Here is a 20,215-nt window from a genome sequence, read left to right on the forward strand (position 1 = left end):
GTACGCCCCGGATCACCCAGATATCCGCGACCCACGCCGGTGCCCGCGACATACAGTTCGCCCGGCGTGCCGACGGGCACAAGACGCAGCGCGTCGTCGAGGACGTACAGGCGGGTGTTGCGCACGACTCGGCCGATGGGCACACGCGTGCCCAGCTCGCTGTCCGGGGTCAGGACGGCGTGGGTGACATCGTCGGAGCACTCGGTGGGACCGTAGGCATTGACCAGCGGAATACGGGGGTAGCGGGCAAACCAACGGCGGCACACATCGGCCGGCAACGCCTCACCCGTCACCACAAGGTGACGCAGGTCCGACAACACGGGGAAGCCACCCGTGGCCTCCCACGCATCCAGCGCAGCCCGCAAAAGCGAAGGAACCACCTCAAGCACCGTGACCCGCCCGGCAGTTGCCACCCCGAACAGCGCATCAGGATCACCCGCCGTGACGCGGTCCACCACCCGCGTCGTACCACCCACCATCAACGCGGCCAACATCTGCCACACCGAAATGTCAAACGTCACCGGCGCGTTATGAATCAGAGAGTCAGCCGACGACAAACCCAGGTCTTCCACCTTCGCGAGAAGATGGTTGACCATGCCCCGGCGATGAACCATCGCCCCCTTAGGACGCCCCGTCGAACCAGACGTATAAATCACATACGCCAAGTCATCACCACTGCCACGCAGCGGACCAAGAGCAGACAGGTCGACCGGGCCTGCCGCGAACGGTGTGTCCAGGACGAGGACGGTGACCGGATGTCCGGTGGCCGCCGCGATGTGTTCGGCCTGTGCGCGCTGTCCGGGTCCGGCGAGCAGGACGCGGGCCCCGCTGTCGGAGAGCAGTCCGCTCTGGCGGGCCAGAGGCGCTTCCACGTCCAGGGGCAGCCATGCGCTTCCGGCGCCGAGGACGCCCAGGACGCCACCGACGTAGTGGGCGCCGGGCTCGGCGAGGACCGCCACGAGGGAGCCGGTCCCGGCCGACCTCAGGCGGCCGGCCAGATCGTCGGCCCAGAGCGCCAACGAGCCGTAGGACACGGAGAGTTCACCGTAGATGACGGCGACCGCGTCCGGCCGCTGTGCGGCGGTTTCCCGTACGCGTTCGACCACACCCGTGAAGTCGCCGCCGCGCTCCGTGTCGTTCCACTCCACCAGGAGCCGCCGCGACTCCCCCTCGCTCAGCACACCCACCCCGGCCAACGGCCGGTCGGAGGGGCAGCGTGAGAAGGCGTCGAGGAAGGCGGCGAACCGGTCGCGGTGGGCCTCGACTTCCTCGGCCGTGTACAGCTCGGGGTTGGCGTTGAGATGGATCTCGACGTGCTCGTCGGCCGAGTCGGAGACGGCGAACATGAAGTCGTTGACAATGCCGGTGGACAGGTTGTGCAGCGTCACCGAGCAGGTGCCGAAGCTCAACTCGGGCTCCGGGGGCAGGACGTTGACGAACGGGCCGAACGGTCTGCGGTCGTCCGCGCGCAACCCCATGTCCCGGCGCACCCGATCACCGCGGTAGCGCTGGTGCTTCAGCGTCCGCAGCAGGCCGGTGGCGACCTCGCGCAGCAGCTGGGCCGGGCTGGTCCCGGGACCGATCGCGAGGCGCAGGGGCAGGTAGTTGGCGACCATGCCGGGTACCGAGCGGCCCGCGGCGCTGGTGCGGGCGTTGACGGGCAGGGTCAGGAGGATCTCGTCGGCGCCGGTCATGCGCTGGGTGTAGGCGCCGGCCGCGGCGATGACCAGGGTGGGCCAGGTGACCCCGGCGTCGCGGGCAGCGGCGCGCAGGCGCTGGACGGTGGGCTGTTCCAGGCACACGCTGCGGCGCAGGAACCCACGGGCGGGGACCGGCTCCCCCGGGGCGAAGCTGACCGGGGCGGGGCCGTCGGCGAAGGCGCGGGCCCAGTGGTCGCGGTCGCGGGCGAAGCGGCGCGATGCCGCGTACTCCCGCTCGTCGTCCAACAGCGCGCTCAGTGGCGGCAGTTGGCCCTCGCTCGTCGACCGGCCTTCGTGCAGCGCGGTGTAGAGCTCGGCGAGGCGCCGGTAGAAGAGGGGGCGTACGAAACTGTCGCAGACGATGTGGTGGGCGCACAGGTAGAGGAACGCCCGGTCCGGTGCGAGGGCGAGCAGGGCGGCCCGGAACAGCGGGAAGGCCGTCACGTCGATGGGCCTCTCCAGGTCGGCCGCCATCCACTGCCGGGCCGCTGCCTCCGGGTCGGGCGTTCCGCTGAGGTCGACGGTGACGTACGGGAGGCCGGGCAGCGGCTCGACGATCTGGCGGACCTCGCCGGTCTGCTCCCCGGTGCCCTCCACGAAGCGGGTCCGGAAGCACTCGGCTTCGGCGAGGGCCAGGCCGAGCGCCTGTTCCAGGAGGGCGGTGTCCAGCGGGCCGCGGATGTCGAAGTGGTCCGCCATGTTGTAGGCGAGGGAGCCGTCGGTGAACTGCTCGTCGAACCAGATCTCGGTCTGGGCCATGGTGAGCGGCAGACCGGATGGGAAACGTGCGTTCATGACGGCAAAACCTCCTGGAGGACCTTCAACGGGAAATGCGGTTCAGCGGGCCGAGTCGATGGAGGCGGACTCCATCTGTGGCCGTGGGGGCGGTGCGGCGGGTCCGGGCCGCTCCGGCGGCTCGGCCGGGTCGAGGCCGTAGATGTCCTGGACCCACTTGTCCCGGTAGACGGTGTCCAGGTAGTGGTCGCCGAGGTCGGGGGAGATCGCGACGCCGACGATGTCGCGCTCGGGCCGGTTCTCGCGGATCCACTGCTGGGCGCCGCTCAGGACCGTCCCCGTGGAGCCGCCGAAGACGAAACCGCCCTTCACCAGGCGGTGGCACATCCGGATGGTGTCGGCCTCCGGCACGTGGACGACGGCGTCGACGAACGACTCGTCGAGGAGATCCGGGCGGACGCTGGTACCCAGGCCCGGGATCATGCGCGGGCCCGGCGGGGTGCCGAAGGTGACGGAGCCGACGCTGTCGACGGCGACCACGGTGACGACGGGGTGCTGCTCACGGAAGTAGCGGGCGCAGCCCATGAGGGTGCCGGTGGTGCCGGCGCCGATGAACAGGACGTCCAGGTCCGGGAATTGGGCGGCGATCTCGGGCCCGGTGGTGCGGTAGTGGCTCATCCAGTTGCCGGGGTTGGCGTACTGGTTGAGCCATACGTATCCGTCGTTGGCGGCACACAGTTCCTTGACGTGCCGGATGCGGGCGCCGAGGAACCCGCCGGTCTCGTCGGGGGCGGTGATGACGCGGACCTGGGCGCCGAGGTTCTCCATGCGCTGCCGGTTGGCGAGGGTGCACCGGTTGTCGGTGACGCACACGAAGCGGTAGCCCATGCTCGCGGCCACCAGGCTGAGGGCGACGCCCAGGTTTCCCGAGGACGACTCGACGAGCGTCATTCCGGGCCGCAGCGTTCCGGCCCGCTCGCCCCGGGTCACCATCTCGACGGCGGCCTTCAGCTTGATGGACCCGGCGAAGTTGAAGCCTTCGCACTTGAGATAGAGCTGGTCCCCGAGAAGGTCCTTCAGGTCCACGAAGAGATCGGGCACGTTGAATTCATGGGGGGTGGATATCACTGTCACGTCAGGGGTCTCCCAACCGCAAAGAGGATGGTCCTGGTGGCGGGGAGGGTGCTACTTCTTCCCGTGCCGCGAGAGTTCGTGGAAGAAGCCGTCGACGACGCCCAGTTCGCCCGCGCGGACGAGCTCGTCGTACACGTACTTGGCGACGGTCAGGTCGAGCACGCCGAGGCCGAACGGGGAGAACACCACGGGCCGGTTGGTGGGAATCTTCACCATTCCGGTCATGACGTTGTGCAGCGTCCCGTTCAAGAAGTAGCGGTTGCCGACCTCCTGCTCGACGAGGTGGACCGAGGTGTTGGCCTTCAGGACGTGCTCGACGTCGTCGACGACATTGGAGGAGGCCTTGATGACCTCGGGGCCGAGGTCGCGCAGCGAGACGTTGAGGACGACCGGGTTGTGCGAGAACCAGCCCGGGTTCGTGACGTACGGGGTGCCCGCGACGGTCGCGAAGACGACCAGGTCGCTGGAGCGGATCAGGCTCTCGGCGTCGTCGTGGACGGTGATGCGGGCCGGCGACCCCGACTGCTCCAGGTAGGAGCCGAAGCCCGCGGCGTACTCGGCGCTGAGGTCGTGCACCCCCACCTCGTCGAACGTCCAGCCGCTGCCGGTCAGGTAGGTGTGGATGTAGCGGGCGATGAGGCCGGTCCCGACGAAACCGACCCGCACGGGGCGGCCGCGCTCACGGGTGAGCCAGTCGGCGGCGAGGGCGGCCGAGGCCGCGGTGCGCACGGCGCTCACGATGGAGCTCTCCATGCAGGCGAAGGGGTAGCCGGTCTTCTGGTCGTTGAGGATCAGGACGGCGGATGCGCGCGGCAGCCCCTCGGTGATGTTCTCGGGGAAACTCGAAATCCATTTGATGCCGTCGACGCCGATCTCCCCGCCGACCGAAGCGGGCAGCGCGATGATGCGCGAGGACGGCCGGTCCTCGAAACGCAGGAAATACGAGGGCGGGTTGACGGTGTCGCCGACTCCGTGGACACGGTAGGCATAGTCGACCAGCTCGACGATCTGCTTCTCCTGGCCTTCCAGCACCTGATGCACCTGGGCACCGGAGATGACGGAGAAGGACGGGACCTCATTGCCAGAGGCGGGCATGGACACTCCATCATTGGGTCCGAAACGCTGACGGCATCACATTCCCTGAGCCCAGTGACGTTTCAGTGACGGGTCACTTACCGTCGCGAGGGGCCCTGGCCGGGCGGCCCGGTGCGGGAAAACGTCATTGGCCTGTCATTGGCGCCGGGTACCGTCACACCCGTACATGCGCTGTCCGCGGTGGTCCGGCGCCGAACCGCAGGCCACCGTGGAAAGGGCCATGATGCGTGTCGTCCTCGGAGAAGACCTCTTTCTTCTGAGGGAGGGTCTGGAGCGTCTGCTGACCGCCAACGGGTTTTCCATCGTGGCGTCCGTCGACAACGCGCCGGACCTGCTGACGGCGCTGGTCGAGCAGCGGCCCGATGTGGCCGTGGTCGACGTGCGGCTGCCGCCTTCTTACACGGATGAGGGAATCCAGGTGGCCCTTGAGGCCCGCCGCCGCATTCCGGGGCTGCCCGTGCTCGTGCTCTCCCAGTACGTGGAGCAGCTGTACGCCCGCGAGTTGCTGGCGGACGGTGTGGGCTCGGTCGGCTATCTGCTCAAGGACCGGGTGCTCAACAGCGGCCAGTTCATCGAGGCCGTACGCAGTGTCGCGGGCGGCGGGACCGCCATGGACCCCAAGGTGATCAAGCACCTGCTGGGCAGCGGCACACGCAACGAGCTCCTGGAGAGCCTGACCCAGCGGGAGTTCGAGGTGCTCGGGCAGATGGCCGAGGGCAAGTCGAACGCCCGCATCGCCGAGTCGCTGTTCGTCACCGACAAGGCGATCGGGAAGCACATCAACAACATCTTCAGCAAGCTGCACCTGCTGCCGTCCAAGGACGACAACCGGCGGGTGCGAGCGGTGCTCGCCTACCTCAACCAGTCGAACCGGGCCACGATTTGAGCTCGGTCCTGAAGGAGTGCGCGTCCGCGAGGGCCAGGGCGGCGGCGTAGCCGTCGGGGGCGGGCAGCGCGGACAGCCGCCACCTGCCGCCGAAGCGGCCGGCGGGATCCTCGTACACCTCGGTGTCGGGGCCGGACACCGGCAGGTGGAAGTTCTGGAGCAGCCGTCCCCCGGCTGCCTTGACCCATGCCTCCTTGCGGGTCCACAGCCTGGCGAAGCGGGCCGCGGACTCGGCGCGGTCGCCTCCGGCACGTACCAACTCGGCTTCGGCCCGCGGGAAATGGCGGTCGGCGAGCCGGGTCCGGTCGCCGCCGTGGACGCGCTCGATGTCTACGCCGACGTCGCGACCCGTGGTGACGGCGAGCAGTGCGAGGTCGTCGCAGTGGGAGAGGCTGAAGCGGAGGTCCGCGTGGCAGACGAGACCCGGCTTGCCCCAGTCTCCGTGACCGAAGCGCAGGTGGTGCGGCGGGGTGTCCAGGTAGCGGCCGAGGATCTGGCGCGTGACGCCGTGCGAGACGGTGTGGCGGCGCCGGATCTCCGGGAACGCTGCCGCCGCCCCGCGCCGCCGCTCCTCGGCGTCCAGGACGGCGGACAGCCGGGCGAGCAGCGGCGGGGAGGCGGTCAGCGAGATCCGCCATACGTGCACCGTGTCCCGGGGCGGACCTGCGGGACGGGTCATGCCGCGGCGGCCGGTACGACGTCGGCGAGCGCGAAGTCGGCTTGGCTCAGGGAGAGTTGGCCGACTTCGGGTTCGTAGTCGGCGACCAGGACCCGGCTGCGGCTGCCCGTCCAGCGGGGCAGGTGCTCGGCGAGCACGGCCCACGCCCCGGTGCAGGGGAACTCCGGCGAGGGCCGCAGCACCTCGCCGGAAAACCCTGCCGGGAGGTCGCGTCGCGCGTCGAAGCCCGGTCCGAGGATCACGGCCGGCGCGGCACCGTCCGACAGCGGCCCGCCCAGTGCCTCGGCCAGCAGGGCGCGGGCGTCATCGGCGCCCAGCGCGCTCTCCTGGCGCACCGACAGCGGCGCTCCCGGCCCTTCCTCGGCGAGCAGCAGCGCGACCGCGCTGTCGCGCGCGCCCTCGCCCTGTCGCGGCGGCAAGGGGTCGGAGGGCACCGTCGTCTGGTCCATGACGGTGAGCAGGACCTGGCGGCCCTGCCCCTGGCGGGCGTACTGGGCCGCGAGCCGCAGTGCGGTGTGCGGGGCCGCGTCGCCCTGCTCCCCCACGGCGAAGGCCAGGGGGGCGCCGGGCAGAGCCTCGGTGAGGTACGACGCCGCCGAGACGCGGGTGTCGAAGTCGGGCACCGCGGACGCGACGAGCACCAGGTCGAAGGGGTCCGCGAACGGCGGGAGCACGCCGAGCAGTTCCGCCGCCATCTCGGCGAAGGTGTTGCGGTTGGCCCGCTCCAGGCGCTCGCGGTCGAACGTGGTGCCGTACTGCCCGGCCATGTCGGAGTAGAGCCTGACCAGGAACGGGTCCGCGGGCGTCGCGGGCTTGGCGCCGAAGGTGCGGTGCCCGGCCGCGACGAGTCGCAGCCCGCCCGCCGTACGGTCGGCGCGGCCTCGCGGGCATGCGCGGACCGGGGCGGGCCGGTCGATGGAGCCGGTGCGGTACACGGCTACGCGCTCGCCGCGGAGGCCACGTAGTCGGCCAGCGTGCGTACGGTCGCGAAGTGGTGCATCTCCAGCTCCTCGGTGTCGAACTCGACGTCGAAGGCCTCTTCGAGGCGCATCAGCAGATCGAGTACGCCGGTGGAGTCCAGGCCGTAGTCGTCGAAGAGCCGGGCGTCGCCGCCGAGGTCCGGCAGCTCCCGTGCGAGCACGTCGGCCAGCGCCTCGCGGACCTTTGCGATGACCTGTTCCTGAGCCTCGGTGTCGATGGCCTGCGTCATGATCGGTTCCTCTTCCTCATGGGTTGTGTCTGGTGGAGCGGGGAGAACTCCCCTCGCGGACAGGTCAGTTGGACTGTTCCGCGGGGGCTTCGGGTACGTACAGGTGCTGGCGGCGCAGCAGGTCCGTGGCCTGCTCCCGCTCGCCGACCAGGTGACTGCGGCCCGAGGCGACGAGCACCTCGGCGGGGTATCCGTGGCTCAGGAAGTGCACGGGCGATGCGGTCGGGCCGTAGGCACCGGAGCGCAGGACGCCGATGAGGTCGCCGGGCCGCAGCGCGGGCAGCTTGACCTTCTTGCCGAGCGTGTCGTTGGGGGTGCAGAGCGGCCCGGTGATGTTCCAGCTCTCGGCGGCTTCCCCGTCGGTCCGGTTGAGCAGCTGGATCGGGAAGTTCCGCTTGACGAAGGAGCCGATGCCGACGGCCGCCATGTGGTGGTTGGTGCCGCCGTCGACGACCGCGAAGTTCTCGTTCATCGACGTCTTCACGTAGCGGACCCGGGTCACGTACGTGCCGAACGGCGCGGTGAGGTAGCGGCCCAGCTCGTTGATGAGCCGGGTCTCCGGGTGCCGTGCGGCGAACGCGTCGATGACGGGGTTCAGCCGGGCGGCGAGCACCTCCGGGTCGAGGTCCCGTTCGCCGTCGAAGTACGCGACGCCGAAACCGCCGCCGAAGTCGACCAGTTCCAGCGGGAAGCCGAGCTTCTCGGCGAGGCGCTCGGCCAGGTCGAAGATGCGGCCGGTGTTCTCGGCGATGACGTCCTCGTCGAGGATGCGGGTGCCCAGGTAGACCTGGACGCCCATCAGGCGCACGTTCGGATGACGCTCCGTCAGATCGGGCAGGTCGAGGAGCTGGGCCTCGTCGATGCCGAACTGGCGGGGCTTGCCGCCCATCGTCAAGCCCGAGCCCTTGACCGAGAAGCTGGGGTTGACGCGCAGCGCGACGTCCGCGGTGATGCCGCGTTCCCGGGCGAGCTCGTCGATGAGGGCGAGCTCGCCGAGGGACTCGCAGATGACGGCGTAGATGCCCTCGTCGAGGCAGGCGGCCAGTTCCTCGCGGCTCTTGCCCGGGCCGAGGAAGATGATGTTCTCCGGCGTGATCCCGGCCCGCCGGGCGGTGATCAGCTCGGTCATCGAGGAGATCTCCGCACGGGCCCCCTGCGCGCCGAGCAGCGCGCAGACCGAGATGTTCGGGTTGGCCTTGAGGGAGAAGAAGATCTCGGCGCGCGGGTGCAGGAGCGCGCGAAGGCGCTGGAAGTGCCCGGCGAGCGCGTCGCCGTCGTACACGTACAGGGGCGTGCCGTACCGCTCGGCGAGCTCGCCGACGCCGATGCCCTGGATCTCGAACTCAGTTGTCATGTCCGGCTCCTTCCGTCACCGCGGTGAGGCGGGCGGTGATCTCTGTGTCGATCGCGGAGACCTGTTCCGCGGTGTCGGCCACGACGAGGCCGTAGAGCCGGCCGTCGGTGCTCGCGGTGGGGTCCGTGGCGGTTTCGGCGGCGCGCACGGCCGCGTTGACCGTGGCGAAGTTGTTGACCAGCAGGCCGCTGCCTTCGGGGCGATCGAGGAGCAGCCCGTCCAGGGCGCCGCGCAGCGTGTCGAAGGCGATGGGCGCGGTCGGCTTCAGCGGGTAGTGCCGGGCGAGCGCGACCCGGCCCTCGCCGACGAAGGCTTCCTGGAGGAGTACCTGGTACGTGGACATGTTGTTCCGCGCGTTGATCTCGATGACCGGGAACACACCGCCGTCCGGGGTGAGCAGCGCGTCCATGCCCGCGACCCCGAAGTACCCGTCGGCGGCGAGGCGTTCACCGAGCCGCAGCCCGGCGTCGGTGATCCGCTCGGTCTGCTCGGCGGTGAGCCGGGCGGGCATCCGGTGGCCCTTGTGGGTGCCGCCCTCGGTGAGGGCCTCCTTGACGAAGTCGAAGTGCACCGAGCCGTCGCGGCCGACCGTGACCTGGTAGTTGAGGTCGGTCTGCTTGGCCACCCACTCCTCGACGACCAGACCGACCCGGTCGCTGCCGGCCTTCTCGGCCCGGGAGAGGACCATGCGGTGGACGCGGTCGAGGCGCCGCTCGCTCTCGACGACCATGATGCCCTTGCCGGACACGCCGAAGGCGTCCTTGAGGACGACCTTCCGTCCCTGCGCGAGGAGTTCCCGGGCCGCGCCGACGGCCTCGTCGAACTCGGCGGCGGTGTCGCACGCCCAGCCGCGCGGCTGGGCCAGGCCCAGCTCGTCGGCGAGCCGACGGCTGTAGATCTTGCTGTTGACGGCCTTGCAGACGGCGGCCGTCGGGTGCGCGAGCCCGAGCCCGGTCGCCCCGGACAGCTCCTCCTCGACCAGGGAGACGCCGTGCGCGTAGAGCAGCGGGGCGGGCTCGTCCGTGCCGGCGAGCGAGGCCAGTACGGCCCGGAGCGCGGGGTCGGCCAGCGCGTCCTGGGTCACGGTCCGCCGAGGCTCGGGGGCGGCGACGACATGCAGGACCGGGAGCTTCAGGCCCAGCCCTTCGAGGTACGCCAAGTACCCGGGATCGGGGCGGTCCTTGAGGACGACGTGGTCGCCCTCCCCCGCCAGGAGCAGGGCGAACTCGTCCATGGAGTTGACGACAGCGCCGCCGTCGTTGAACCCGAGGCGGGGCAGCCCGGGCTCCCCGACGGCCCACTGCTCCTCGACCTCGAAATTCCCGAGGAAGACGAAAGGTGTCTTCGTCGTTCCGGCTACGGCGGACTTGAGCCGGGCGTTGAATCCCGGCAGCAGAGTTTCCATGATTTTCCGTGGTTCCCTTCACCTCGCCGGCTGACCGGCGGGTTCGACGGTGGGCGCTGTACGGCGAGGGCACTGTTCGGTGGTCGGCACAGTCGCGTCGTCAGCGCGATTCGGCAGCCGGCACGGTGAGGCTGTCGGCGGGGTTGCGCGGTCAGCGCTGGACGACCATGGCCGAGAAGGTCGCGCCGAGACCGACTGCCGTCAGGAGATAGCACGATCCCGGCCGCAGAAGGCCGCGTTGGGCGGCCGTTCCGTAATTGATGAACGGATCCGCGGCGAAGCAGTGGCCGGTGACCGGGATGTTGTCCAGGAAGATGCGCTCCATCGGAATCCCGACCTCCCCGGAAACCCCTCTCCAGGAAATGGTGTTGACATTGTGCGGGATGACCAGGTCAACATCGTCGAAGGAAATCCCGGCCTCCTCGCAGGCGGCCCGCATCACTTCGGCGAGCGCGCCCGGATAGGCCTTGTTGAATTCGGCGGGTGATTCCTCGCCGGTGATGACGTCGTCGTAGAACCGGCCGAGCGTGCGGGACGCGTAACCGAGAATCCGGTCGCCGTCCCGTGCGCCGCCGAGCCGCACCAGGACGGCAGCCGCGCCCTCTCCCCCGATATTGCTCCGCGGGACCCCGCGGGCCGCGGGAGTGAAGGTCTTCTCGCCGGTCAGGACCAGGGCGAACGCCTCCGGGTCGCCGTCGGCGGCCAGCAACGTGCGGGCTGTGTCCACAGCTTGCATTCCCGATGCGCAGGCCTGCTGCGTCACCGAAAGGACGGCGGCCCTGCGCAGCCCGAGTTCCTCGGCGACGCGCCGGAGTGAACTGGTAGGATCCGGGCTGCTGCTGACAAAAGTGCGGGCCTGGATTACATACCGGACTCGGTCTTCCCGCCCGCGCAGCGCGTCGAGTCCGGACGCTGCGGCAAGCAGCAGCTCGTCCTCCCGACGGCGCGGGGAACGGCAGACCGCGGACAGTCCGTAGAATCGCTGGAAGCGCTTCACCTGCGCTTCGTCCACTGCAGATTGTTCCGCGAGCTCAGCGATGGGGACGCTCTTCGGGAGATAGGTGGAAACAGCCGTCAACGATGTCATTCAGCCGCTCCGGCACATCTCGGCACTCTCGCGCTCCCCGTCTTCCGTAACCCACCGGCATGCTGTCCCGGACAGTGTTGCGAAAGCCACTGACAGTCGAGTGACCGCCCAATGACAGTGTTTATCGCGGGGTGTTCAGGGAGACTTCCAGGTTTCCGCAGTAGTGCTAGGCCCACTTTTGACGGGCGGTTTAACAGGTGTGCACTCGGTCAGGCACACCACCAGCATGGTGAACGTCCTGCCCCTGAACACATTTCCGGGCTCCAGGGGAGGTTCGAGAGAAAGAGGTACCCGTGGTCGTGACAGGCCTGGCGGCGGCCGTGGACCGGGTGGCCGGCTGGAGCGCCGCCCATCCCCGGCGGGCGATCGCACTCTGGCTGGCCGTCGTGGCCGCCTCGGTCGTTGCGGGCGGCCTCGCCCTGCGGGCGCGCCGGACAGTCTGGCTGGACACCGCGCGAGCCGGCGCCGCCGAACCCTTCAGCGGCGGCCTCACGGGGGTGGGCCCCGCGGGCACGCTGCTGATCGCGGCGATGGTCGTCCTGGTGGTGATGACCTGCCTGCTCGCCGCGATCCCTCCGGCGCTCCTCACCGTGCTCGTCGCCCTCAGCGCGGTGGCCGCCGCCACCGGATGGTGGGCGCTCGCCGCGCTGTGCTTCGCGGACCACGGCCCGACCCTGTCGGTGCTCGCCCTGGCCGCCGTGCTCGGGGCGTCGCTCGGCCTCATCCATTCGCTGGTCTACCTGTGGCGCGAGCGGCTGACCTGGCGGCGCTGGCCCAACCGGCCGGGCCCGGCCGGCACCGCTGCCGCCTCCAGCCGCTCGGTGCTCCGGTCCTGTTGCGTGACGATCGTGGTGACCTGTGGGCTCTACGCCTCCGGTGACGCGATGCTGTCCGCCGTGGCGACCGGGGTGATCCTCACCGTCGCCGCCGTCATGCTGGCCTCGCTCACCGTGCTGCCCGCCGTGTGCGCGCGCTACGGACGGCGATTGGGCTGGCCCCGGCTGCCCGTGCTGTGGCGCCTGGCCTACCGACTCGGACCGCCGCGGCTGTGGCCCGCCCTGCTGCGGCCCGGCGTCCGGCGGCCGGTCGTGACGCTGGTGTCCTCGACTGTCGTGCTCTGCCTGCTCGCCCTGCCTCTGCTGTGGTGGGATCCGACAGGCGGGCCGATCGGCATCGGCGGCGCTTCGGACGGCAGCACCACCGAACTCACGGTGGGTGCGGTGGCCCTTTCCACGGTCCTGCTGACCTTCGCTGTCCTGACCGCCGTGTTCCGCTCCGCACCCGCGGCCCTCGCGGTCACGCTGCCCAGTGCGCTCGCGTCCGCCGCGTCCTGCGGGCTCGCCCTGCTGATCCTGACCGTGTGGAAACCCCGGCAGGCCCCCGGTACTTGGGGCCACAGCACCACCGCCGCCTGGGCGCCGCTGTTGAGCTTCGTTCTCGCCCTGGCGGTGTCCGTCAACCTCCACCGCTTCGTGGTCGGTCACGTCCTGGAGTACGGGGCCCACGGGATGCCCGCGCGCGAGGCTACGGTGCGCGGCCTGACCGGCACGTCGGATGCCGTCACCGGCGGCGCCACCGTGATGGGCACCGTGTTCGCGCTCGCCACGCAGCTGTGTTCCGGCGAAGTGGGGCGGCTCAGCGTCGTACTGATCACCTCGGTGGCTCTGAACGCCACCCTCGTACGGGCATTGACCCTGCCCTCCCTGCTCATCCTGCTGGGCGGCCGACGCCTGCGCCCCCAGGCACCCGCACGCGGGACGGGTCCCACCTCCCGCGAGAAGTAGGGCTAAGCCTACTGACCTTCGCCTGCGCAACGCCCAAGATGATCAACAGTAGACAACGGGGGCGACCCTCCCGGGCCGAGCAACATGGAGACGACTGACATGACGGATGGTTCGACCGGTTCCCCGCACGGAGTGCGGCAGGGACGCTCGTGGTTCACGGCGGGCTGGGTGGCGATGGGCCGTGGGCTCGCCATGTTCGGACTCGGGCTCCTGGCCGTGTTCCTCGCCTGGTTCGCCCTCACCGCGATGTCCCTGGTGCTCATCGGCGTCGGCCTGTTCCTGGTCCCGCCCATGGTCGCGGCGGTGCGCTGGTCGGCCCAGGCACAGCGCCGGATGACCGCCGCGAGCGGGGTCGAGATCGCCTCCCCCTACCGGGCCGCTCCCCCGCAGCAGGGCGGCTGGCTCGGCGCCTGGCGCAAGTGCGAGGCGCTCTTCACCGACAGCGCCACCTGGCGCGACCTGCTGTGGGCGCAGGTCTCCATAACCGTCGGCGGACTCCTCGCGATCATCCCCTTCGGCATGCTCGCGCACGGCATCTTCGGCCTGCTGCTGCCCCTGATCTGGGAGCCGGTGGTCACCGCCTGGGACGGCAGCTGGTACATGTTCATCCCGCTCAACGACCACAACGACGCCGTCATGGCCGCCGTGCTCGGCTTCGTCGAGATCCCCGTCGGCCTCTTCATCGCACCGTACGTACTGCGCCTGCACGCCCGTCTGACCCACTCGCTGCTCGCGCCCACCGAACGGTCCCGCATGTCGCACCGCGTCCAGCACCTGGCCCGGACCCGCACCGACGTCGTGGACTCCTCCGCCGCCGAGATCCGCCGCATCGAGCGTGACCTGCACGACGGCGCACAGGCCCGCCTGCTCGCCATGGGCATGAAGATCGGCGCCGCGGAGTCGCTCCTGGACCAGAACCCCGAGGCCGCCCGCGCCCTGCTGGCCGAGACCCGGGACGCCTCGGTGCAGGCCCTGGAGGAACTTCGCAATCTGGTACGCGGCATCCACCCGCCCGTGCTCGCCGACCGCGGCCTGGTCGACGCCGTACGATCCCTCGCCCTGGAGAGCCACCTCCAGGTCCACGTCACCGCGAATCTGCAGGCCCGGCCGGAACCCGCGGTGGAGTCCGCCGGCTACTTCGCCGTCTGCGAGCTCCTTGCCAACGCGACCAAGCACTCCGGCGCCCGCCGCGTCCTGATCGACCTTCAGCACCGGACCGGCGCGCTCTTCATCACCGTCACCGACGACGGCCACGGCGGCGCGGGCGCCGAGGCGGGCAGTGGCCTGCTCGGCATCGAACGCCGCATCAGCGCCTTCGACGGCACGCTCGGCATCAGCAGCCCTCCGGGCGGCCCGACGACAGTCACGCTTCAGGTCCCCTGCAAGCTGACGACCGGGGTCTGACCGCCCCTTGGGCGAGCCGGCTCGCCGGCATCGACGAGAAGACCGGCGGCGGTGGCGGAACGGACGGGGACGCCAGCGGCCGGCACAAGGCGGCACCACCGGTTCGACCGGTGGTGCCGCCTTGTGGTCGAGTGCCTGCTGGCCGCCGCAACGGGGACAGGTTTCCCGCGATTCGCCCGCGAAGGGCCCTCAGGTGGAGAGCGGCGTGATGTGGCGCTTGAGTGCACGGACGGCGGGGCGTTCGACGAAGCGGTGCACCAGCCATGCTGCGAGCAGCATGCCCGGGGTCCGTAAAGTTAACGGCCCTGGCTCATATCCCGTTGGACAAACTCATCACCGAGTTCCCCTTCAGCGACATCGAAGCCGCTGCCAAGGCCGCGTCAGCAGGCCACGTCATCAAGCCCGTCCTCACGTTCCCCTGAGGGAGATGAGCTCGGCGCGGACCAGGTCAACTCTCCTCATGCCGCGCCGAGGTGGGGTGCATTCACGGCTCGCCGGGCTCGTAATTGGGCTGGGCGGGGGAAGCGGGGTGACCGGGGCTGGGGGGAGTCGTTGAACCCGGGGCAAGATCACGGTGGAGAGCGCCCTGAAGGGTCCCGGGGTCTGACCAGTCGCCCTGGGACCCGGCGCACCCACAACCCCGCAGGTCGTGCCGGGGTACCGGACATGCGTGTCCGTGCCGGTGGCGTCGGAGCGGTCGCAACCATGGCTTCTGCGGGTCCGCCCGCGGAACGGGCCATGGCGGACAGCGGACCATCGCCACTGCCGACAGCCCGGCCTCTCGCCTGGCCACTGGTGGGGCCGCAGGGGCGTCGCGGAGCGCGCGAGCCCGGTGACTGTTGCGCCGACGAGTCGAGCATTGGCCCGAATGGGCACAACTTGTGACGTGTTGTCCAGGTTCCTCGTTCCAGGGACGACAGGCTTCCCCACGGGGAGGGCCTGTCACCCCTCTCTGAACCACCGAACGGGAGTACAACCGTGATCAAGAAGGTTCTCGCCGGGGCGGCCCTCGCCACCGCCGCAACGATGGCCGTCGCCGTGCCCGCCTCGGCAGACACTGGGAACTTCGGGACCAGCAACGGCGAGACTGCCATCTCCGGCGCGTCAGGCGGCATCCTCAACAACCACGGCGCTCCGCTCGGCGGCGTCGACCTGCGCTGCGCGGTGCCGATGCCCGAAGGCGAGGGCATCGGCGGGCATGGCCTCAGCGGTCTCAAGAACGAGTGCCAGGTCGCGCCGGTCAACCAGTTCCTGGCCCCGCAGAAGCTGCTCTGACGCACCGTCCGGCGTAGGGGTCTCCCTCCAGGAAACCCGGCACGACGAGCTACGAACGACAAGCCTGCGCAGCCCGCAGCACCCCTCAATGGGCCGGGCGGGGGAAGCGGGTGACCGGGACTGCGGAGAACCGTTGAACCCGGCGCGTTGGAGAGTGCACAAGGGTCCCGAGGTCCGGACACGGCCTCGGGACCCTGCGCATTCAAGAACGCCGCCGTTCGGGGCGGGGCACCGGAAATTGCGCGCCCATACCGGTGCCGTCAGCGGCCAAGGACGTTCGCTTCCGGGTGTGGCCGCGCCTGCGGCCCCAGGGAGGCCGCCGGCGGACAGCGGACGCACCAGCCCCCACCGCGTATTGGCCCAAATGTGCCCACTTTGTGACGTATTGTGCACATTCCTCGTTCCAAGGGGCGGCAGGTTCCACAGGGCGGGCCTGTCACCCCTCACCAACCACTGAATGGGAGCACAACCGTGATCAAGAAGGTTCTCGCCGGAGCGGCCCTCGCCACCGCCGCCACGATGGCCATCGCCGCGCCCGCCTCGGCATGGCCCAAGCCCCCGGCCCAGAACACCTCCACCAAGCCCCAGCCCACCACCACTTCCACTAAGCCTCAGGCCAACACCACCACCCCCTCCACCATCCCAGTTCAGATCCCCACCGCCGCGCTCCAGAGCCTCCTCGCCGGCGCTGCGCAGGGCCCGACCACGAGCGGCACCGGCACCGGTTGCAGTTGCGGCACTGGCACCACTGGCACTGGCACTGGCACTGGCACCACCGGCACCGGCACCGGCACCGGCACTGGCACTGGCACCACCGGTAACGGCGGCAGCGCGGCGAGTGGCACCGGCGCCACGGACTTCGGGACCAGCAACGGCAACACCGTCATCGCGGGCGACTCGGGCGGCATCCTCAACACCTACGGTGCCCCGCTCATCAACATCGACGGCCGCTGCCTGGTGCCGCTGCCCGAGGGCGAGGGCATCGGTGGGCACGCCCTCGGCGGCCCCAAGGCCGCCTGCAACATCGCACCCGTCGACCAGTACCAGGGCCCGCAGAAGCTCCTCTGACCCCTCAATCGCCAACTCTGCCCCACAGCAGTACGCCATTGCCCCGCCGACAGCGTTCAGCGGGAAACAGCCCACCGTGATCCCGCGCCAGGGCACCCAACAGACCGTCACCGACGGCCAGGGCCACCGAACGGAATTGAGGCGGAGCGTTGCAGGGGGCTTGGAGCCATGGCGTCGTCTCTCGTTGGGCAGGGTTCCCGCATGACGAAGTGGGAGGCCACGCTGGCGCGTGGGTGAGCACTGCGTGGCTCGTTCGACGAGTTGCTTCTTAAGGAGCTGGCGTTCTTCGTATCAGGACGCTCGGCAGCGGGAGAGGGGAGGTGCGGGCTGCTGTGCAGCGCCGCTCCTCCCCTCCAGAACTCGTCACCGGATGGATCAACCAGACCCAGACCGAGAAAGCCGCCGCCCAACGCCAACTCAGCGAGACCACCTCCGCCCGCCGCACCGTGCTCACCGAAGCCGAGATCCACGAGCTGGTCGAACAGCTCGGCGACATCACCTCAGCCCTGCCATCAGCCGAACCCGAGAACAAACAACGCCTCCACGAAGCCCTGGGCCTCAACCTCGTCCACTATGCAAAAGAGCGGATCGTGACTGTTGAGTCACAACCCGCTCTGATGTGCACACGTGGAAAGTGTCCGAGGGGGGACACTGGCCATAGGCACACGCCGCTGGTCAGCGGCGAAATCGCGCTGGCGCGATGAGCCAATTGCATCACACGACGCCCGATACCCGGCCGCCCATTCTGTTCAGACGCCACTGACTTTGCTCAGGCTGGGCGCTGGCCGCGACGGGACGTACTCGCCGGTGCGGGACGGCTGCGGGGGCATGTGATGGTCTACGACGACCACGGCGGCAACCAGGCGCTCGACGCGGTGGAGGCCCTCGTCCAAAGTGGCGCTACCGCCGAGATCGTCATGCCAGAGCGCACGCTCTCACCCGACGTCGGCTCGCTGACGGCGTCCGGCTACGTCAATGCATTGGCGGAAATCGGTGTCGAGGTCACGCCCCTTCGACGGCTGCACGGGGTCACCAGGACTCCGGAGGGCTTGGCGGTGGAACTCGGTGTGGACGGCTTCGTTTTCCGCGAGCACCGCACCTTCGATGCCGTCGTGGCTGAGATGGGCACAGAGCCGGTCCAGGAGCCCTACGACGAACTGCTCGATTCCTCGACCAACCTGGGGGGCCGTTGACGTGGCGGAACTGCTGGCTCGTAAGCCCCAGTCGGTGGTGCGCGACGAATACGGTTCGTTCCAGCTGTTCCGCATGGGGGACTCGGTGGCAAGCAGAAATGTCCATGCCGCGATGCTGGATGCCGCCCGCCTCTGCCGAACGATCTGAAACTCGTCGGCGGGCGGCGGGTGAGACAGGTGTCGCGCTCCCGCCGAGGCGGCGCCGATCCGGAGGGGCGTCGCATTGTAGGCGGTCAACGGCCCTCGGACCTCTGGCATTTCCCGCAGTCTTTCGTGATGAGGATGGGGGCGCGCGGCGGTTCGGGCCGATGACGGACCGCCCGCGGCTCCCACCGGGACGGCCCCCGCGGAACAGCCCTGCGGGGAAAGTCTTGTTGGTGAAGATCGGGGTACTATCAGCGTGTTTGACAACCAGCAGAACCAGCATCTGTCACGACGCCGTCTGCTCGGAATGGCAGCGCTCAGTAGCGCCGCCGTCGCCGGAATGACCACGATTTCCGTCGCCCCGCGTGCCGCGGCCGCCGAAAAGCGGAGTCCGCGGGCCGACAGCGGCTCGTTCGTACCCGCCGTGGTGATCGGTACGGGATACGGCGCCGCGGTATCCGCGCTGCGGCTCGGCGAGGCCGGGATTCCGACGCTCATGCTCGAAATGGGCCAGCTGTGGAACAAGCCCGCGGGCGACGGCAACGTCTTCTGCGGAATGCTCACGCCCGACCGCCGGTCGAGCTGGTTCAAGTCGCGCACCGAGGCCCCGCTGGGCTCGTTCCTGTGGCTGGATGTGATCAACCGGGACATCACCCCGTATGCGGGAGTGCTGGACAAGGTGCACTTCGACCAGATGTCGGTGTACGTGGGTCGGGGTGTCGGCGGCGGTTCGCTGGTCAACGGCGGCATGGCCGTCGTACCGAAGCGCGCGTACTTCGAGGAGGTGCTGCCGCACGTGGACGCCTCACAGATGTATGAGCAGTACTTCCCGCGCGCCAACTCCATGCTCAAGGTGAACCACATCGACCAGGGCTGGTTCGAGAGGACGGAGTGGTACAAGTTCGCGCGGGTCTCGCGCGAACAGGCGGGCAAGGCGGGCCTGAGCACCACCTTCGTACCCAACGTCTACGACTTCGGCCACATGCAACGTGAGGACGCCGGTGAGGTGCCCAAGTCCGCGCTGGCGGGCGAGGTCATCTACGGCAACAACCACGGCAAGCAGAGCCTGGACAAGACCTACTTGGCTGCCGCGCTCGGCACCGGCAAGGTCACCATCGAGACCCTGCACCAGGTCAAGGCGATCAGTCAGCAGGCGGACGGCAGCTATGTTCTGTCCGTGGACCAGACCGACGCCGACGGCAGGGTCCTCGCCCACAAGGAGATCGCCTGTGGCCATCTGTTCCTCGGCGCCGGCAGTCTCGGCTCCACCGAGCTGCTGGTGCGCGCCCGGGACACCGGTGCACTGCCCGAGCTCAATGCCGAGGTCGGCGCGGGCTGGGGCCCCAACGGCAACATCATGACCGGCCGGGCCAACCACGTCTGGAACCCCACCGGTGCCCACCAGTCGTCGATTCCCGCCCTGGGCATCGACGACTGGAACAACCCCGCCGCCCCGGTCTTCGCGGAGATCGCGCCGATGCCCGCCGGCCTGGAGACCTGGGTCAGTCTCTATCTGGCGATCACCAAGAACCCGGAGCGCGGCACCTTCGTCTACGACAAGGCCAGCGACCGGGCGGTGCTGCGCTGGACCCGGGATCAGAACAGGCCCGCGGTCGATGCCGCGAGGTCGCTGTTCGACCGGATCAACAAGGCCAACACGACGATGTACCGCTACGACTTGTTCGGGCCGCAGCTGAAGAACTTCTCCGACGACTTCTGCTACCACCCGCTCGGCGGCTGCGTCCTGGGCAAGGCCACCGACGGGTACGGCCGGGTCGCCGGCTACCGCAACCTCTATGTCACGGACGGCGCGCTCATCCCGGGGTCCATCGGAGTCAACCCCTTCGTGACCATCACGGCCCTGGCCGAGCGGAACATCGAGCGAATCATCGCGGAGGACGTCAAGACCGCGTCCTGAATGCTCCGCCGGAATGGCGGTCCCTTCGCTGCGTGTCGTCCGAGGCCGGTCGCGCGGTTCCCGTGCCCTTCGCGGGGCGGGATACCGCAGTGGGCCGTTGTGCCGCCGCATGGCAGGGGTTCGCAGCCCGCCATGCGGCGTGCG

18 protein-coding genes are annotated in these 20,215 nt (G+C 69.6%); 9 read left to right on the forward strand and 9 right to left on the reverse strand.

Going from position 1 to position 20,215, the window contains the following annotated elements; translation table 11 throughout:
* From ACWC2B_RS36230 to sbnB, 3 genes are all read right to left on the reverse strand, one after another.
* Window positions 1-2,495 (reverse strand): AMP-binding protein (locus tag ACWC2B_RS36230; RefSeq protein WP_450724312.1); only part of this gene is annotated, 2,495 nt, incomplete at its 3' end.
* 42 nt (window positions 2,496-2,537) lie between these two features.
* Window positions 2,538-3,569, reverse strand: coding sequence for a 2,3-diaminopropionate biosynthesis protein SbnA (gene sbnA / locus ACWC2B_RS36235; protein WP_450724314.1), 1,032 nt, complete (start codon window positions 3,567-3,569; stop codon window positions 2,538-2,540).
* Between the two features lie 51 nt (window positions 3,570-3,620).
* Entirely contained in the window at window positions 3,621-4,664 is a 1,044-nt protein-coding gene (gene sbnB / locus ACWC2B_RS36240) for a 2,3-diaminopropionate biosynthesis protein SbnB (protein WP_450724316.1), read from the reverse strand.
* A gap of 223 nt (window positions 4,665-4,887) precedes the next feature.
* Here sbnB and ACWC2B_RS36245 point away from each other — a divergent pair, with 223 nt between their 5' ends.
* Window positions 4,888-5,550 carry a LuxR C-terminal-related transcriptional regulator gene (locus ACWC2B_RS36245; RefSeq protein WP_450724352.1) on the forward strand — a complete coding sequence of 221 codons (663 nt, stop codon included), beginning with the start codon at window positions 4,888-4,890 and terminating at the stop codon, window positions 5,548-5,550.
* On the opposite strand, the gene ACWC2B_RS36250 is transcribed toward ACWC2B_RS36245, so the two are convergent.
* From ACWC2B_RS36250 to ACWC2B_RS36275, 6 genes are all read right to left on the reverse strand, one after another.
* Window positions 5,522-6,229 carry a 4'-phosphopantetheinyl transferase family protein gene (locus ACWC2B_RS36250; RefSeq protein WP_450724318.1) on the reverse strand — a complete coding sequence of 236 codons (708 nt, stop codon included), beginning with the start codon at window positions 6,227-6,229 and terminating at the stop codon, window positions 5,522-5,524. The two genes, ACWC2B_RS36245 and ACWC2B_RS36250, sit on opposite strands and share 29 nt — an antisense overlap.
* Window positions 6,226-7,164 (reverse strand): hypothetical protein, encoded by a 939-nt coding sequence (locus tag ACWC2B_RS36255; RefSeq protein ID WP_450724320.1) that lies wholly within the window; start codon window positions 7,162-7,164, stop codon window positions 6,226-6,228. The genes ACWC2B_RS36250 and ACWC2B_RS36255 overlap by 4 nt, the downstream gene beginning before the upstream one ends.
* A gap of 2 nt (window positions 7,165-7,166) precedes the next feature.
* Entirely contained in the window at window positions 7,167-7,439 is a 273-nt protein-coding gene (locus ACWC2B_RS36260) for an acyl carrier protein (RefSeq protein ID WP_450724322.1), read from the reverse strand.
* 64 nt (window positions 7,440-7,503) lie between these two features.
* Entirely contained in the window at window positions 7,504-8,793 is a 1,290-nt protein-coding gene (locus ACWC2B_RS36265) for a type III PLP-dependent enzyme (RefSeq protein ID WP_450724324.1), read from the reverse strand.
* A complete protein-coding gene (locus tag ACWC2B_RS36270) occupies window positions 8,783-10,198 on the reverse strand; it encodes a preATP grasp domain-containing protein (protein WP_450724326.1) in 1,416 nt (471 codons plus the stop codon). The genes ACWC2B_RS36265 and ACWC2B_RS36270 overlap by 11 nt, the downstream gene beginning before the upstream one ends.
* A gap of 151 nt (window positions 10,199-10,349) precedes the next feature.
* Complete coding sequence (locus tag ACWC2B_RS36275; RefSeq protein WP_450724328.1) at window positions 10,350-11,285, reverse strand: 3-oxoacyl-[acyl-carrier-protein] synthase III C-terminal domain-containing protein; 936 nt, start codon at window positions 11,283-11,285, stop codon at window positions 10,350-10,352.
* Window positions 11,286-11,578: 293 nt separating this feature from the next.
* Between ACWC2B_RS36275 and ACWC2B_RS36280 the strand changes: the two genes are divergently transcribed.
* The 8 genes from ACWC2B_RS36280 (at window position 11,579) to ACWC2B_RS36315 (ending at window position 20,071) form a co-directional block, all read left to right on the forward strand.
* Window positions 11,579-13,069, forward strand: coding sequence for an MMPL family transporter (locus ACWC2B_RS36280; protein WP_450724330.1), 1,491 nt, complete (start codon window positions 11,579-11,581; stop codon window positions 13,067-13,069).
* Between the two features lie 99 nt (window positions 13,070-13,168).
* Complete coding sequence (locus ACWC2B_RS36285) at window positions 13,169-14,473, forward strand: sensor histidine kinase (protein ID WP_450724332.1); 1,305 nt, start codon at window positions 13,169-13,171, stop codon at window positions 14,471-14,473.
* 978 nt (window positions 14,474-15,451) lie between these two features.
* Window positions 15,452-15,748, forward strand: coding sequence for a hypothetical protein (locus ACWC2B_RS36290; protein ID WP_450724334.1), 297 nt, complete (start codon window positions 15,452-15,454; stop codon window positions 15,746-15,748).
* Window positions 15,749-16,219: 471 nt separating this feature from the next.
* The gene (locus ACWC2B_RS36295; protein ID WP_450724336.1) at window positions 16,220-16,816 is read left to right on the forward strand and encodes a hypothetical protein; all 597 of its coding nucleotides are present in this window, start codon (window positions 16,220-16,222) and stop codon (window positions 16,814-16,816) included.
* 332 nt (window positions 16,817-17,148) lie between these two features.
* Window positions 17,149-17,520 (forward strand): hypothetical protein, encoded by a 372-nt coding sequence (locus ACWC2B_RS36300; protein WP_450724338.1) that lies wholly within the window; start codon window positions 17,149-17,151, stop codon window positions 17,518-17,520.
* A gap of 129 nt (window positions 17,521-17,649) precedes the next feature.
* Window positions 17,650-18,009, forward strand: coding sequence for a hypothetical protein (locus ACWC2B_RS36305; protein ID WP_450724340.1), 360 nt, complete (start codon window positions 17,650-17,652; stop codon window positions 18,007-18,009).
* Window position 18,010: 1 nt separating this feature from the next.
* A complete protein-coding gene (locus ACWC2B_RS36310; protein ID WP_450724341.1) occupies window positions 18,011-18,157 on the forward strand; it encodes a hypothetical protein in 147 nt (48 codons plus the stop codon).
* A gap of 303 nt (window positions 18,158-18,460) precedes the next feature.
* Window positions 18,461-20,071, forward strand: coding sequence for a GMC oxidoreductase (locus ACWC2B_RS36315; RefSeq protein ID WP_450724343.1), 1,611 nt, complete (start codon window positions 18,461-18,463; stop codon window positions 20,069-20,071).
* Window positions 20,072-20,215: the final 144 nt, after the last annotated feature.

Source organism: Streptomyces sp. NPDC001415 (assembly GCF_053597395.1).